The sequence below is a fragment of the Dysgonomonas termitidis genome, from assembly GCF_042654545.1.
Classification (GTDB): Bacteria; Bacteroidota; Bacteroidia; order Bacteroidales; family Dysgonomonadaceae; genus Dysgonomonas; species Dysgonomonas termitidis.
Genome location: NZ_JBHSGN010000076.1, coordinates 156,263 through 172,796, shown reverse-complemented (window position 1 = coordinate 172,796; position 16,534 = coordinate 156,263). Strand labels below are relative to the sequence as shown.

Here is a 16,534-nt window from a genome sequence, read left to right as displayed (position 1 = left end):
TAATATCAAATGATTATATAAAAAAATAGTCGGAAGATATTTCTTCCGACCACTCCTGCCGTATTGGTACTCTTTTCTTCTTTATTATATCAGATTAATCAATCTTCCTCTTTCTGACTTGCCTCGTACTCTTTCAATAACTTGTCCTGAACATCGGACGGTACAAGCTCATAACTCGCAAACTTCATAGTAAACGAAGCACGGCCTCCGGTCAGTGAACTAAGCGAAATAGAATAGTTAGCCATTTCTTTCAACGGCACTTTGGCATTCAGTATCTCTATACCCTTGTCGCTTTCCATTCCCATAATCATGGCACGGCGATTCTGGAGGTCTCCCATCACATCCCCCATCCTATCCGATGGAACAGTTACTGTCACATCATAGATCGGTTCCAGGATTTTCGGGCCCGCGTTCCTAAACGCTTCGCTAAACGCGTTACGTCCCGCAAGCATAAATGAGATTTCATTGGAGTCTACCGGGTGCATCTTTCCATCATAAACAACCACACGGACATCACGCGCATACGAGCCTGTAAGAGGGCCTTGTTCCAGACGCGACATCACCCCTTTCAATATAGCCGGCAGGAAGCGTGCATCGATAGCACCTCCGACAATACTGCTGACAAAGACAAGCTTGCCACCCCAATCGAGTTCATAAGTTTGCACATCGCGTGACTGCACCTTAAACTCCTGTCCGTTAAACTTATACGTATCCGGCAATGGCATTCCTTCTGTATACGGCTCTACAACCAGATGTACTTCTCCAAACTGTCCGGCACCTCCCGACTGCTTCTTGTGGCGGTAATCCGCGCGTGCAGCCTTCGTTATGGTTTCACGATACGGAATCTTAGGTTCGGAATAAACAATAGCTATCTTATCATTGTTTTCGATCCTCCATTTCAATGTTTTCAGGTGAAATTCACCTTGCCCGGATACGATAAGTTGCTTCAGCTCTTTCGAGTTTTCGATTACCCATGTAGGATCTTCCTCATGCATACGCTGCAACGCCTCGTTCATCTTTTCCGTATCCTTCTCATTTTCGGCCTTTATAGCACGACGGTATTTAGGGTCCGGATATTTTATAAAGTTAAACTTATTATCCGCGCCTTTTGCATTCAGGGTATTCCCTGTACGCACATCTTTTAGTTTCACTGCCGCACCGATATCTCCTGCCACCAGTTCTTCTATTTTTGAACGCTGCTGTCCGGCGGGACAGAAAATCTGGCCGATACGTTCTTTCGAACCTCTGTCGGCATTTATCAGGTCGTCCCCTTCATGCACCTTACCGCTCATTACCTTAAAGTAAGAAACTTCTCCCACATGCGGCTCAACCATTGTCTTAAAGAAGAAAAGGCTGGTAGGCGCCTCCGAATCCGGCTTCACTTCTACCCCTTCGGTATTCACAGGCGCAGGCTGGTCGCGTACGTAAGGCACCACATTACCAAGGAATTCCATTGTACGGCGCACACACATATCTTTTTCGGCAGATACGCAGAATACCGGGAACAAATCCCTGTTCACCAACCCCCAACGGATACCCATACGCATTTCGTCTTCAGTCAGCGTCCCTTGTTCAAAGAATTTCTCCATCAGGGACTCTTCGTTTTCCGCAGCTGCCTCTATCAGTTTTTGCTGCAATTCGGTTGCCTTATCCAATTCTTCGGCAGGTATATCGAGAACCTCAGGAACACCACCTTCAGGTTTCCATCGGAACATTTTAAATTTCAAAACATCGACAACAGCATTAAAACCTTCCCCGCAATTGATCGGATATTGTATTAACACTGCCTTTTCGCCATAATCGGCTTTAAGTTGGGAAACCACATTATCAAAGTCTGCCTTTGGATGATCTAATTGGTTAACAATAAAGATCACCGGTTTCTTAAATTTTTGAGTATATCTCAATTGGTTTATAGTGCCCACTTCCATTCCATACTGGGCGTTCAGCACCATCAGCGCTGTATCTGTCACATTTAACGAGGTAACGACATTTCCCACAAAGTCATCTGATCCCGGACAATCAATAAAGTTAAGTTTTCTATTCATCCATTCCACAGAGAAAATGCTGGAAAAAACGGAATATCCGTATTCTTTTTCCACGGGGAAATAGTCCGAGACTGTATTTCCGTCCTTTACACTTCCTCTGCGTTTTATGACACCCGCTTCGTAGAGCATGGCTTCGGCGAGAGTGGTTTTGCCCGCTCCCGAACTACCAAGAATAGCTATGTTCTTGATTTCTTGTGTTTGGTAAGTTCTCATGGCTAAAAATGTTTTACATGGTTAATATTATTATACCTTTTACCAAAATAGCCTCATTTTGAGGCGACATTTCCAAAATTAGTGAAATGTTTTGAGGAAATTATCATTTTTGTCATGCTAAATATAGTAACATGTTAAAAAAATTCTATTTGCCTTTAAGTTTTTTCACTGATATCGGCTATCAGCCGGGAGAATCAATTAACAGTTAACAGTAAACAGTTAGCAGTAAACAGTATTTCGCGTAGAGACGCTAAAACGCAAAAGGTAACAAAGGTAACACGGAAAGCAATTAAGAATTAAGAATGAAAAATTAAGAACCAACGGTCAGCGGAGCTAATTTTTTTTCCTCGTAACTCGTAACTGCCCTAGGGCGAAGAAATAACATTCGCCGAAGCGAAGGCGAGGTAAACTTGTAACTGTTAAAAGGTAACAAAGGTAACAGATATGTCAGTAAACAGTCAACATAGCAGTCATTAGTCTACAGCTCGTAACTCGTCGTATCTCGTCTACTTGTATCTCGTGTCTCTTTTACTTGTAACTGCCCTAGGGCGAAGTAACTCGTAACTGCTTTAATCAATACTTCAAAGAACTAAAAGCTGTCAGCTATTATATAGATAAATCTGTAAAAGAAAAGTGACAGTAATGGCAAAAGTTTATATACTGCTCTTACAGGGCGTTTACCGAAGATCATTATTTATACCCAAGGCGTTACCGTTGGGTTGAAATATGTAACCCTTTCAGGGTTATTTTAGGCTGAAAGCCTGATATACGATAGCCCGCACCGGGTATGGGTAACGCTCCTGAAACGGCGCCCTGAAACGAGAAACATGGAGAGAATGACAAAAGGGATATCTATCCATAACATTGTTGTAAACTGCTCGTCTTTTCCATAAATAGTTACAAGCTGAGTAATACAAGTTGTTTACTGCTAACCGCTCGCTATTCACAGTTCACTGTTCCTTACTATCTGTTTACTGAAAAGTACAGACCAAACAATAAATTGTTTATTTTTGTGTTTTATTATATGTAATAATCAGCCGTCGAATTATACGTGTCACAAAACAAAACGGTATGTACACTATGTCTTGGACTAAGTGTACTGTTAGTGTTCTTATTAGTATCGTGTTCTAACCAGAAGAACACCGCTTTGACACGCTTTTACCATTCCGTAAATACCCGTTATAATATCCATTTCAATGCGAACGAAGCGTATAAGGAAACCCTAAAGGCCAGAAGTCAGGGTCAGGAAGATAACTTTTCGCAAATGCTGTATATTTTCCCCGACAATTCGGACTCTGCCTCTATGCAGGCTCCCGGCGGAAGTTTTACAACTACCATAGACAAAACGACGAAGGCTATAAAGTTGCACTCCATAAAAGCAAAACCCCGCCGCGACCCTAAACGCAGGAATGACGAAAAATACCAGGCATGGCTTCAGCAAAAAGAATATACCCCTTTTATGGATCAGGTATGGCTCCTGCTGGCTAAGGCCGAATTTTATGAAGCCAATTACCTGCGGGCGATAACCACTTTCATGTATATCACAAAGATATACAGTTCTGATCCCGATATTGTAGCCGAATGCCAATTGTGGATCAGCAGGGCCTACACAGAGATGGGATGGATGTACGAGGCCGGCAATATATTGTATAAGATGGAAATTGCGGGAGGTGCTCCCGAAAGCCAGAAAGCACTGTATTCGGCTGTAAAGGCAAATTATCTGGTAAGAAATAAAGAATACGCGGAAGCTGTTCCTCATCTGGAATATGCTATAAAGAAAGAAAAGGATAAGAATCAAAAACTCCGCTTAAAATATCTGCTGGGACAATTACATATCGAAACGGGAGATAAAACCGCCGCCGCTAAGGCTTTCTCGAATGTATACGGGATGAATACTCCTTATAAGTTTACATTTAACGCCAAATTGCAGGAATTACAACTCAATGCGTCCAGAAAAACATCCGACGTGATCTCTTCCCTCAGGAGTATGGCTAAAAATTCGAAGAACAAGGATTACAAAGATCAGGTATACAATACCATCGGGAACATATACCTGCAACAGCAAGATACGGCTATGGCTATAGAAAATTACCGCACCGCGATAAAAGAAAGTGTCCGCAACGGATACGATAAAGCTATGGCACAGGTAGCGCTTGGAGACATCTATTTCAACAGGAGGAATTTTATTCCGGCCCAGCCCTGTTATTCCGAAGCTTTACCTCAATTGAAAAAATCAGATATGAATTATCCGCGTGTCGCCTTTCGTTCCGGTGTTCTGGACGAATTGGTTGTGCATGCCATCGTTGTTTACGAACAGGATAGTTTGCTGCATTTGGCGAGCCTTCCCGAAGAACAACGTTTGGAGATCATTCATAAAAAGATAGACGAACTAAAAAAAGAGGAAGAAGAGCGCCTGCAAAAAGAGGAAAGGCAGAAGCGGGTAGAAGAACAAGAGAGCCGGATCTCCAGTTGGGACCAACTGGAAACAAGCTTATCCAATAACATCCCGCAAAATCAGGTATTTCAGCCGGGAACGGCAGGTCTGCAAGGGTCGGATACTCAATTCTATTTCTATAACGAGCAAACTGTATCCCAGGGAAAAGTGGCTTTTCAGAAGCAATGGGGAAACCGCAAACTGGAAGACGACTGGCGCAGGCGGAGTAAATCGGGTATATCTCCTTTGGATAAGTTGGATGAAATAAACCGATCAGACTCTATAAGTATAGGCAAGACGGGCTCAGTACCGGAAGATACGGCGGTTTCAGGGGAGAAGGGCGCTATAGAAGACAAATATTCCGTGGAATACTACTTACAACAATTACCGCTTACCGAGGAGGCTGTAAAAGAAGCTGACGAACTGATCGAGAATGCCCTGTTCAACATGGGAAAAATATACAAAGACAAGCTCGAAGACATGCCTCTGGCTATAGAGACCTTTAATACGGACATAAGCCGTTTTCCTGCCACGCCTAATCTGGAAGAAATATATTACCAGTTGTTACTGATATACATGCGGCTCGGCGATCAGGATATGCTGGCTGTGTACAGGAATAAATTACTGACCGAATTCCCTCAGGGGCAATATGCGACACCGTTGTCCGAACCTGATTTTGAATGGAATTTCAGGCATATGCCACTCCTGCAGGATTCGTTGTATAATGAAGCCTATGATGCTTATAGTAAGGCCGATGTACAGATTGTGAGAAATAATTATCAGGCTATGAGGGCAAAATATCCGTTTACGGATATGATGCCCAAATTTGCTTTCCTGAACGCCTTATCTTATGCTCAGACCCGCGATATAAAAGCATTGGGTGATAATCTGACCGAAGTAGTACAAAAATATCCGAAAGCGGACGTTACTCCACTGGCTACAGAAATCCTGGAAAGGATAAAAGAGGGCCGCATCATTCTGGCCGACGGCACACCTATTACAGAGTTCGATTGGAGCAAAGCGTATCTGGGAGACAGTGCAATGGTTGGCCAAAACGGAAAAACATTGGCTTATAGTGACAGTTTGAACACAGAGTATTTGTTGTTACTGATGTATAAATCAAATACTATAGACCGGAATGAATTACTCTATCAGGTAGCTGATTATAATTTCTCCAATTACGTGATTCAAACATTCGACCTGAATTTCGACACCGAGCCACCATACGATATTTTGCAGGTAAAGGGATTCGAATCGTTTGCCAATATCAGGTCGTATATGAATAAGGCCTTTGGCGAAGAAGGGCTGATGCATAAAATGGATACTTCTATACTGGCGCTACCAATCTCGGTCGATAATTATACAAATATGCTTCCCCGGCTGGGACTGGATCAATATATGATATTCTTCTCAGAACATTATGAAAAACAATTGCCTCAATTGGTCGCATATTGGAACAATAAGGGGATAATTGACAGTCTGACAGTACAACCGGCTACTGATGAATCCAATGTAACATTACCGGAATTGCCAGATGATATCACCCAACCGGAAAAAGAAGAGGAAATTATAAAGAAGGATGATGAAGTTGTCAAACAACCAGAACAACCTGTCAATGATAAACAAATAAATGCTGACGACCTGCTTACTAAAGAACAATTGGAGAAAGCCGGAAAAGTAAATGATGTAATAGAATCTGTCGAAGATATTGTAAATAATCCGGTGGATGGCATCAAAAACTTGTTCGGTAAATATAAAAACAAAGAAAATCTGACCAAGGAAGAAAAAGCGGAGCTGAAAGAGCAGCAACGCCAGGAGAAACAACGCCAGAAGGAACTGAAAGCAATAGAAAAAGCCAGACAGGATTCTATCGGCAAGATTGAGAAAATTAAGGCTGATGCTATAGCCAAAGCAGAAAAGGCAGCCCAGGATTCCATAAAAGCTGTAGAAAAGCAACGCCAGCAACAAATACAACTGGAGCAACAGCAGAAGAAAGATGCAGAACGCGCTGCGATTAAGGCAAGAGAGGACGAGCGCAAGCAGAAAGAGAACGAGCGTAAAGAACGTATCCGGCAGCAGGAAGAACGGCAACGGCAACAGGAAAGAGAACGCAAAGACAAAGAGAAAGCCCGCGAAGAAGAACGTAAAGAAAAAGAACGCCAGCAAAAAGAACGTCTTCGTCAACGTGAAAAAGAACGTGATGAAAAGGAAAAAGCCCGCGAAGCAGAGCGTAAAGAAAAGGAAAAACAAGCCGAAGAAAAACGAAAAGAGCAGGAGAAAGATAGATGATAATACCCTATTTTAGCTACGTTAGTTAAAAAACTTTATATTAATAGTTGATATGACAAAAAAAAATGATTAATTTGCCGTGCGAAAAACATAAGGTATTACCTACATCCATTAAAAACTAACTATATGAACGAGAACCTAGAGCCCAAATTGCCTGTGGGAGACTCTTCTGACGAGAACAAAGCCGAAGAAACAAAGCCGGTAGAAGCAAATGTTGAAGCGGTGGAGAATATATCTGCTGAAAAAGAATCCCCGGCTGAAAATATAGAGCCAGTAAAAGATATAGAGCCAGTTGAAAAACCAGAGCCAGCGAAAGATGCTGAAACTGTAGAAGAAACTGTAGCTCCGGATACTACTGAACCTATAGAAGATGCCGTTCCTGAAGTTCCTGAAGCAGAAGCTAAAGCTGAAACTGCGGCAGAACCGGAAGAATCAACTACTGCGGCAGAAAAAGACGAGTCGGAAGACGACACAGAGCAACCAGAGGCAACAGAGGCTCCTGTGGCAAAGCATGCATCTTTAACAAAGGATGAGATAATAGAAAATTTAAAAAATCTTGCATCACAATCCGAATTACCTTCGCGTACAGATGTGGAAAGCCTGAAACAGGCATATTATAAACTTCGTTCGGCGAGTGTAGAAGCAGAGAAAGCCGCATTTCTGGAAGACGGCAATGACGCTGAAGCTTTCACGCCTACACCCGATCCCAGTGAAGATGTGGTGAAAACTTTCCTAAACGAGATAAAGGAAAAGCGGGCAAGTAATGCTATTGCCGAAGAAAGACTTAAAGAAGAAAACTATAATAAGAAGATCCAGATAATAGATTCGATAAAGAATCTGACTGAAAGTTCAGACGACTTTAACAAGTTGTATAAAGAATTCAAAGACTTACAACAGCAATGGAACGATATAGCGTTGGTTCCTCAGGCCAAGGTGAAAGAACTATGGAAATCATATCAGATTTACACAGAGAAATTCTATGACCTGATAAAGATAAACAACGAGTTCCGCGATTATGATTTCAAAAAAAATCTGGAACTGAAAACGTCCATTATTGAAGCCGTAGAAAAACTGATGGAGGACGCAGATGCCGTATCAGCATTCCATCAGCTTCAAAACTTCCATCAGCAATGGCGCGAGATAGGCCCTGTAGCAAGAGAACTCAGAGAAGAGACATGGACGCGCTTCAAAGATGCATCTACGGCAATAAATAAAAAATACCAGACACATTTCGAGTCTTTGAAAGGAAAAGAAGAAGAGAATCTGGCCGAGAAGACAGCTATTTGCGAAACCCTCAAGACAATTGATTATTCTACGCTTAATTCATTCAAAGATTGGGATGAAAAAAGCAAGGAAGTAATTGAGTTGCAGGCTAAATGGAAAACCATTGGGTTTGTGCCTAAAAAGGTGAACACACAGATATTTGAAGAGTTCAGGGCATTGTGCGATACATTCTTCGAACGTAAAAGCGAATTTTTCAGAGGGGTGAGGGACGAGATGGATATCAACCTCGAGAAAAAACGTTCTTTATGCGAACAGGCAAAAATGCTGAAAGACAGCACCGAATGGAAATCTACAGCAGATAAACTCATAGGTATACAGAAAGAGTGGAAAACCATCGGTCCGGTTCCACGTAAATATTCGGATGCTATCTGGAAAGAGTTTGTCACTGCCTGCGATTATTTCTTCGAACAGAAAAAGAAGAACGAATCTTCACAAAAAGGTGAAGAACTTGAAAATCTCACAGCAAAGAAAGAAGTCATAGAGAAGATAAACAATATAGACCAATCTTTGGAAGCATCGGAAGCAATCGCCCAGGTGCGTTCTTTAGCTGATGAATTCCATAAAATAGGATTCGTTCCGTTTAAAGAAAAAGATAGGATTTATAAAGAGTTTCATCAGGCCGTAGATGCCCATTACGACCGCTTGAAAGTGGATAAAACCGAACGCCGTTTCGAAGCATTCAAGTCGAATATGAAGGATATGTCAAAACAAGATAATCCCAAACGGGTATTATACAAGGAAAGGGATCATCTGATGCACCAGTATAATAAGGTGAAAACAGATCTTCAAACTTATGAGAATAATATGAATTTCCTTTCTGTTTCATCTAAAGGTGGCGGAGGACTATTGAAAGACATTACTCATAAGATAGAGAATCTGAAAAATGAGATGGACTTGCTTGTGAAGAAGATAGAGGCCATTGATGAAAACCTGAATGAGTTAGAAAAATAGATAATTCTTATCTCAGAATATAAAGAAAGGACACCTGAAAAAGTGTCCTTTCTTGTTTCTATCAATGTGAAAATCAGAGGATTTTTTTTTGATTCAATTGGTTTTCTTATAGCTGATTACCGCCCATATATTAAAGAATAATGCAAATCCGATGAGGACAACCATATGCCTTGTCATATCTGCCAATGCGCTCCCTTTCAGGAATACCATACGCATGACTTCTATAAAATATCTCAAAGGATTAGCCATCGTAATGATTTTTGCCCACTCCGGCATACTGTTTATGGGAGTAAACATACCACTCATCAAAATCAGTACGATAAGGAAAAAGAACATCACAAACATGGCCTGTTGCGTTGTATTCGAATAATTTGAGATAACCAGTCCCAATCCCGAAACTACAAGCGTGTAAACACCTGCAAAGAGGCCGATAGAGAGAAGGCTTCCCGAAGGAGTCAACCCATACACAAAAGCGGAAAGCAGAAAACAAACCGTCAAGACAATACCTCCGATAATCCAGTATGGGATCAATTTTGCGAGAATAAAAGTAAACTTGTTTACAGGTGTCACATTCATCTGTTCGATAGTTCCGGCCTCTTTTTCACCGACTATGTTCAGGGCAGGAAGGAATCCTGCAAGTAGAGTGAGTAACATAACCATCAGTGCCGGCACCATGAACACTTTGTAATCCAGATGCGGATTGAACTTATTCTGAGGTACTATATTGATTACCGGCAGAATTGTCTTTGTGCCTGCGTTTACCCATTCACCCCGTATTTCACTCCCGAAGTCATTAAGAATAGAAGTCATATAGGACGAACTCAGCCCTCCTTTGACGCCATTCACAGCATTTGCCGAAATCATTACATTGGCAGTCCCGTCCCTTACGAGGTCCCTTTCAAATCCAGGTTGTATTTCCAGTATAATATCCGCTTTACCGGATTCTATACTCTCCAAGGCTTTATTATTCGACGCAGAAACATCAGTCAGAATAAAATACCCGGAAAATGTTATTTTATTCACAAGACGTTCCGAATAAGAGCTATGGTCATTGTCGACAACACTCAGGCTGATATCTTTTATCTCCTGATTCGCCGCCCAAGGCATAACAAGCATCATCATTACAGGCCAGACCATTATCAATTTCGGAAGGAATTTATTCCTCAGAATCTGCTTGAATTCTTTCTCGATAAGAAACTTTATCATATTATTCGCTTTTAGCTGTCAGACATTAGCCTATAGCCTTTTTCCTGTATTTTCCAACAGCTGATGGCTATAAAAGCCAACAGCTTATTAAGTGAGCCTTGTTTTGAACTTCTTTAAACTTATCATGATCAGGAATATTGCCATTATCAACAGTATTGTCATCTCTTTCCATACAAATATGACACTAACACCTTCTATCATCAGTTTCCTTACAGCCGATATATACCATTTCGCAGGTATGATGTCCGAAAACCATTGAAGAGCTACAGGCATACTTTCTACAGGAAATATCATTCCCGAAAGTAGCATCACCGGCATCATAAAGCCCATACCCGAAACCAGCATGGCGGCGACCTGTGTATCCACAATCGTAGAGACAAGAAGCCCCAGAGCCAATGCCACCATAATAAAAATGACCGAAACAATTGTCAACCAGAACAGGCTGCCCGCAACAGGGACCTGTAATACAAAGACCGACAAAAGGAGTATCGTGGACAGATTGACAAAAGATAGGGTGAAATACGGAACCATTTTTGCCAGAATAATATATATAGGCTTAACAGGTGATGCCAATAATATTTCCATTGTTCCCAGTTCCTTCTCGCGTACAATGGCTATGGATGTCATCATGGCGCATATTAGCATCAATATAAGTCCCATTACTCCCGGGACGAAGTTATAGGCACTTTTAAGCTGAGGGTTATACAGCATTCTTATTTCAGGTATAATCCGGAAAGGGAGCTGGTATTCCCGCATCAGTTCCTGCTGATACGAAGATATAATACTGGCCGCGTAACCGGACAGCATACTGGCCTGGTTAGGGTCGGTGGCATCGGTTATAAGCTGTACGGATGCTTCCCCCGTATGAAGCAGGTTATCGCTGAAATTCTCTCCGAAGACGACTACCAGATTTGCCTTCCCTTCTTTGAATACTCTATCTATATCATCAGGGTTATTCAAGACTTCTGCAACGGTAAAGTATTCGCTGGCCTGCAATTGTTCCGTGATACGCTGCGTAGAAATATCTTTTGATGGATCGAATATCGCAATCTGAGTATTTTTCACTTCGGTAGTGATGGCAAAGCCAAAAAGGATAATCTGCACGATAGGTATGCCAAGAAGAATAAGCATGGTACGCCTGTCGCGAAATATGTGGAAGAATTCTTTTTTGACGAAGCTTATGAATTGTTTCATAATAGTTGAAAGTTATTAGTTATCCCCCCTTTGTGCTTTCCTCGCCAATTGCTGAAATACTCCGTCCATACTATCCGCATTGAACTGATGGCGAAGATTGTGAGGAGTATCCAAAGCCTCTATCTTACCATCGACCATAATAGATACCCTGTGGCAATATTCAGCTTCATCCATATAGTGAGTAGTGACAAATACGGTGATACCTCTGTCCGATGCCTGATATATCAGTTCCCAGAATTGCCGGCGTGTGGCAGGATCGACACCTCCGGTAGGTTCATCGAGAAAAACGATCTTAGGTTCGTGAAAGATAGAGACCGAGAAAGCCAGTTTCTGTTTCCAGCCGAGGGGTAGTTCTTTTACAAGCGTATTACGTTCATTTATAAAACCCAGTTCGGTAAGTATCTCGTCGGTTTTGGCAGCTATCTGTTTGTCTCTCATCCCATATATTCCTCCAAACAGTCGCATATTCTCCCACACCTTCAAGTCTTCATATAAAGAAAATTTCTGGCTCATATAGCCTATATTCCTCTTTACATTTTCCTGCTGCCTGGCAATATCGAACCCGGCAACCATGCCTTTTCCCGAAGTTGGATAGCTCAATCCGCAGAGCATGCGCATCGCAGTTGTTTTCCCGGCTCCGTTTGCTCCCAAAAATCCGAATATCTCACCTTTATCTACACTGAAAGAAATATTATCTACGGCCGTGAAATCGCCGAATTTCTTTGTGAGATTTTCCGTCTGTATTACTTTTTCTGTCATTATTCGTTATTTTGAGCCAATTGCATGTAGCAATCTTCTATCGTTGCCTGAATAGCATGTATTTCTATACTCTTATGTTGCATATCAGCAAGATAGGTTTTCAGTTCGGCTATATTCAGATTACCACTGACTGTGATATGATGTGTTTCCCCAAATGTGAAGCAGCTTTTCACCATATCGTATTGCCGTAAATCCTTTAACAACCGATACATCTGATCACTCTTTACCGACCATAACGGTTCGGAAAACCGGTCTATAATATTTTGCGGTGTATCTACCTGCAAAAAACTGCCTTGCTGAATAAGTGCAATACGGTCGCAAAGCGTAGCTTCGTCCATATAAGGAGTAGATACAAGAATGGTGATATTCTGTTCTTTCAGTTTTCTGAGCATCTCCCAGAATTCCTTTCGAGAAACCGGATCTACTCCGGTTGTAGGCTCGTCGAGAAATAATACGGAGGGTTTATGTATAAGGGCGCAACTTAGTGCCAGCTTTTGTTTCATACCTCCCGATAACTTACCGGCTCTCCTGTTTTTGAATGGTTCTATCTGCTGGTAAATATCTTTTATCAGATGATAGTTTTCCTGAATGGTCGTATTGAATACGGTAGCAAAGAATTCGAGATTCTCTTCTACTGTCAAATCCTGATAAAGTGAAAATCTGCCCGGCATATAGCCGATTCGTTTGCGTATCTCCTTATAATCACCGACGACATCAAGCCCATCGACTGTAGCTGTACCGCTATCAGCCAGAAGTAATGTGGTAAGTATGCGAAAAAGACTAGTCTTACCTGCTCCGTCGGGGCCGATAATACCGTATATCTCACCTTGCTCCACATCGAAACTGATATTGTTCAGAGCGTGAACATTGAGGTACTTTTTATTTATATTCTGTACTGAAATCGCGTTCATTTGTTTAATTCAACATACAGATTATCATCCTTTTCCAGATAATGTATTTTATCTTCTCTCGAAAGCCAGCCAAGGGTGAGATATACATACATCTGTCTGTAACCTGTTATTTTTTCTATATCATCAATTGTCATCATACCCCTTTCGCAGAGTAATTGCCATATCAATCCAGCATCAGCACTAATAAGATTATTCAACATATGCAATAAAATTTCAAGATTCCACAACTTCTTCTTTTAAACGGATGCTTATCTTCAAAGCTCCTTTCCGTAAGAATACGTTTTATTAGTTTCCGATATAAAAATATGTCCGCTATAGTTTACGGGCAATAATAAATCGACAAACAGATACTATTTCCCGATGAAACCGGTGTCCTTATATATCAATTCAGGATCTCAAGATTATATTGATTTTTAGCGCAGTTTCAACTCTCCATACATTCCTTTTTTGAGGTAGCCATCATTCTTTACGGCTATTTTTACCGCATAGACCAGATTGGCCCGTTCGTCCCGTGTCTGGATAGTTTTCGGAGTGAATTCCGATTTATCCGATATCCATGTGACAGTACCCGCATACTCTTTCATATCCTTTTCGCCGAAGTCGGCAAATACCTTGACCTGCTGCCCTATTTTCACTTCTGTAAGCTGACCGGAAGTAATATACGCCCGCAGAAACATATTGTCCATATCGGCAATCTTGAATAGTGCCCTGCCCTGAGTTGCCAGTTCTCCCTGTTCCGCATATTTGGATAATACAGTTCCTTTTATCGGGCTTGTAATAATGGATTTCTGCAATTGATCGTTCAACTGGGCAACCTGTATATCCAGCCCTGTACTTTCTTCGGATACTCCCTTGTTAGAGTTTTCCAATGTCTCGGTTTGTGCAGCCAACTGCCTTTCCAATACCAGTATCTGAGCATTGATGTCATCTACTTGTTTCTGATTGGCGGCATTGGACTTTACCAGATTCTCGAAACGTTTGAGTTCATTTCTCTGAGTAGCTATCTGCTGTTTTGTGGCTGCTATCTGACGCGGGACATCGGTATAGCGGGTTTTCACCGATTTCATATTGGCCTGTAACTGCATCTTTTTCAGATATAGCTGTACGGTGTCTATATAACCTATTTCCCTTCCTGCGTCGAGGAGTTGACCTTCTTCAAGATCAAATTGCATTATCTTCCCGTTCGCTTCTGCAGAGACAATCACTTCGGTCGTTTCAAATACACCTGATGCATCATAGTCACCATTGCTATTTCCACAAGAGGATATTAAGAAAATTATACTGATGAACGATAAGTATTTTATTAATTTCATAACGTATATTTTAGACTAGCTACCCGGCGAAGGGAGATTAATTATTCGTCGTATATTTCAGATTATATATAGATAGAAGTAATTCGATTTCATGCTGTATTTTATCTTGTTTTGCCAGATCCTCATTGGTTATTTCGCGCATCAGGTCGGTAACGGTCAGTATTCCGTTAGCTACTTTTGCCTCTGCTGCCCGTTTTACACTACTGCGGAGTGAGATTATTTCATCATCATACTTCAATAAATCCCGGTTCTTTTCTATCTCCTGTTGGTCCTGAGTGGTTTCCAAACTTGTATTGAAAAGAAAAGTCTCACGCTGTGTAAGTACATTATCCTGATTAACCTCTATCAGCTTTCTATCATTCTTTTGAGTGTAAAGGCTTCCAAAGTTCCAAGACAAACGGACTCCCCCAATATAGTACGGTGAGAAATCATTATCCAGCATATTCAATCCCGGCTTGCCGTAACCACCCGTGAGGAACAAACCCAACTTTGGCATATAGCCTGTTTTAATTGATTTTTTTTGTATTTCAAGGCTGTTGAATTGTGCGTCGAAAAGCTCCAGCTCGGGGTGATTCACTTGTGATAAAATCATCAGGTCTTCCCCTTCCGGCTTTTGCAATGTGGTACTTTTATCCAGACTCTCACCTATCAACAAAGCGAGCATGTCCAGATAAGATCTTCTGTTCGACAGCAATTGTGTTTTGTTTTGTTCCGTTTTCAACTGTTCTACTTTGACTGCATCCAGATCGGCCTGATTGGCTACTCCGTTTTGAATATAGCTCGAAATCAGGTTGTAGTTACGCTGCAATTCATCTTGCAACAGGCTGTTTTGCTTCAACCTGGCATCAAGTAACAATATACCAAAATACAATTGATTGACCCTATCGTTTATTGTATATAGCTCCACATCCAATTGTTTTTTCTCCACGTCGGCATTTGCATTGGTTATATTTTTTTTTGAGCCGATTACTCCTCCGTCCCAGATAGTCTGGGTAATATCTATCGTTGCAAAATACTGATCTTTGCTTAGTCCTTTGATGTCTATCCCCGGAACAGTAACCGGTATCTTAGTCACTTCCGACTGATACGATGCTTTTGCCGACAAAGAGAACTGGGGCAAATATCCCTTTCCTGCATTCGACAGATTATACTCTTTCGATTTCTCTATCAGCTCATACCGTCTGATAAGCGGATAATTCGCTTTTGCTTTCCGCTGACAGACCTCCAATAAAAGTGTTGCCTGCGAAAAAACAAAGGACGGAATTGAAAACAACAAAAACAACAGATACTTTTTCATAATTCCAGGGATTATTTGTCTATTTTCAACATCATTCTTATCCATTGCGGAACCAGTTTCCGGCGGTCATTGATGAAATTGGCATAGTCATCTTCTGTCATCGGACTATGTATGCTTATCAACAGAGGTTTGCCTACAATAGGAAATACTGTCATTGATACGATGTTAATGAAAATCTGAAGCGGGTCAATTCCTTTTAGATCTTTCTTATTCATCTGATCCGACATCTGTTTATAGAAATAATTGTTTTTGATGAGATTCTCAGAGATGCCTACTCTTTCCATCAGTTTTTTGGGATTTGCCTGTATTTCACTTAACACAAACAGTGGCAGATTCGGATTCTCCAAAAGAGAATCTACATAGCGATTTACAATTAAATCTATCTTTCTTGACAACTCGATGCTTTCATCATTGACAACGCCAACTATCAATCCGAACATTTGCTGCATACTTTCCTCCATTATTATATCAAAGAGTTTCTCTTTGCTGCGAAAATAATAATTGAGTAATGCCAGATTTATACCGGCTTCATCGGCTATGTCACGTGTACGGGCTTGCCCGTACCCCTTTTCCTGAAAAACTTTTCGTGCGGCTTTCTTTATTTTTTCTTCTGTGGATATATCTTTTTCCATAAGCAG

The 16,534-nt window shown here is 41.3% G+C and carries 10 protein-coding genes and 1 pseudogene; 2 read left to right on the top strand and 9 right to left on the bottom strand.

Annotated elements, in window-relative coordinates; genetic code table 11:
* Positions 1-98 precede the first annotated feature (98 nt).
* A complete protein-coding gene (locus ACFO6W_RS12740; RefSeq protein ID WP_379996978.1) occupies positions 99-2,258 on the bottom strand; it encodes an elongation factor G in 2,160 nt (719 codons plus the stop codon).
* Between the two features lie 1,105 nt (positions 2,259-3,363).
* Here ACFO6W_RS12740 and porW point away from each other — a divergent pair.
* Positions 3,364-6,981 (top strand): type IX secretion system periplasmic lipoprotein PorW/SprE, encoded by a 3,618-nt coding sequence (gene porW, locus ACFO6W_RS12735; protein WP_379996976.1) that lies wholly within the window; start codon positions 3,364-3,366, stop codon positions 6,979-6,981.
* Positions 6,982-7,107: 126 nt separating this feature from the next.
* Entirely contained in the window at positions 7,108-9,216 is a 2,109-nt protein-coding gene (locus tag ACFO6W_RS12730) for a DUF349 domain-containing protein (protein WP_379996974.1), read from the top strand.
* 93 nt (positions 9,217-9,309) lie between these two features.
* Here the strand turns inward: ACFO6W_RS12730 and ACFO6W_RS12725 are convergent, their stop codons facing one another.
* The 8 genes and pseudogenes from ACFO6W_RS12725 to ACFO6W_RS12690 all read right to left on the bottom strand — a co-directional run bounded on the left by ACFO6W_RS12725 (position 9,310) and on the right by ACFO6W_RS12690 (position 16,528).
* Entirely contained in the window at positions 9,310-10,422 is a 1,113-nt protein-coding gene (locus tag ACFO6W_RS12725) for an ABC transporter permease (protein WP_379996972.1), read from the bottom strand.
* Positions 10,423-10,509: 87 nt separating this feature from the next.
* Positions 10,510-11,616 (bottom strand): ABC transporter permease, encoded by a 1,107-nt coding sequence (locus ACFO6W_RS12720; RefSeq protein ID WP_379996970.1) that lies wholly within the window; start codon positions 11,614-11,616, stop codon positions 10,510-10,512.
* Positions 11,617-11,631: 15 nt separating this feature from the next.
* Positions 11,632-12,360, bottom strand: a pseudogene (locus ACFO6W_RS12715) (ABC transporter ATP-binding protein); the annotation flags it as partial.
* Positions 12,361-12,374: 14 nt separating this feature from the next.
* Positions 12,375-13,286, bottom strand: coding sequence for an ABC transporter ATP-binding protein (locus ACFO6W_RS12710; RefSeq protein ID WP_379996966.1), 912 nt, complete (start codon positions 13,284-13,286; stop codon positions 12,375-12,377).
* Complete coding sequence (locus tag ACFO6W_RS12705; protein WP_379996964.1) at positions 13,283-13,486, bottom strand: winged helix-turn-helix domain-containing protein; 204 nt, start codon at positions 13,484-13,486, stop codon at positions 13,283-13,285. Before ACFO6W_RS12705 ends, ACFO6W_RS12710 begins: the two co-directional genes overlap by 4 nt.
* A 213-nt stretch (positions 13,487-13,699) precedes the next feature.
* Positions 13,700-14,599 (bottom strand): HlyD family secretion protein, encoded by a 900-nt coding sequence (locus ACFO6W_RS12700; RefSeq protein ID WP_379996962.1) that lies wholly within the window; start codon positions 14,597-14,599, stop codon positions 13,700-13,702.
* Between the two features lie 37 nt (positions 14,600-14,636).
* On the bottom strand, positions 14,637-15,896 hold the full coding sequence (locus tag ACFO6W_RS12695; RefSeq protein WP_379996960.1) for a TolC family protein: 1,260 nt from the start codon (positions 15,894-15,896) through the stop codon (positions 14,637-14,639).
* Between the two features lie 11 nt (positions 15,897-15,907).
* Positions 15,908-16,528 (bottom strand): TetR/AcrR family transcriptional regulator, encoded by a 621-nt coding sequence (locus ACFO6W_RS12690; protein ID WP_379996958.1) that lies wholly within the window; start codon positions 16,526-16,528, stop codon positions 15,908-15,910.
* Between the last annotated feature and the right edge of the window lie 6 nt (positions 16,529-16,534).

What these genes read in the sequence shown, in the direction of transcription:
- ACFO6W_RS12690 (WP_379996958.1), bottom strand. Translation starts at nt 16,528, where the DNA reads ATGGAAAAAGATATATCCACAGAAGAAAAAATAAAGAAAGCCGCACGA.
- ACFO6W_RS12740 (WP_379996978.1), bottom strand. Translation starts at nt 2,258, where the DNA reads ATGAGAACTTACCAAACACAAGAAATCAAGAACATAGCTATTCTTGGT.
- ACFO6W_RS12705 (WP_379996964.1), bottom strand. Translation starts at nt 13,486, where the DNA reads ATGTTGAATAATCTTATTAGTGCTGATGCTGGATTGATATGGCAATTA.
- ACFO6W_RS12725 (WP_379996972.1), bottom strand. Translation starts at nt 10,422, where the DNA reads ATGATAAAGTTTCTTATCGAGAAAGAATTCAAGCAGATTCTGAGGAAT.
- ACFO6W_RS12710 (WP_379996966.1), bottom strand. Translation starts at nt 13,286, where the DNA reads ATGAACGCGATTTCAGTACAGAATATAAATAAAAAGTACCTCAATGTT.
- ACFO6W_RS12700 (WP_379996962.1), bottom strand. Translation starts at nt 14,599, where the DNA reads ATGAAATTAATAAAATACTTATCGTTCATCAGTATAATTTTCTTAATA.
- ACFO6W_RS12695 (WP_379996960.1), bottom strand. Translation starts at nt 15,896, where the DNA reads ATGAAAAAGTATCTGTTGTTTTTGTTGTTTTCAATTCCGTCCTTTGTT.
- ACFO6W_RS12720 (WP_379996970.1), bottom strand. Translation starts at nt 11,616, where the DNA reads ATGAAACAATTCATAAGCTTCGTCAAAAAAGAATTCTTCCACATATTT.
- ACFO6W_RS12730 (WP_379996974.1), top strand. Translation starts at nt 7,108, where the DNA reads ATGAACGAGAACCTAGAGCCCAAATTGCCTGTGGGAGACTCTTCTGAC.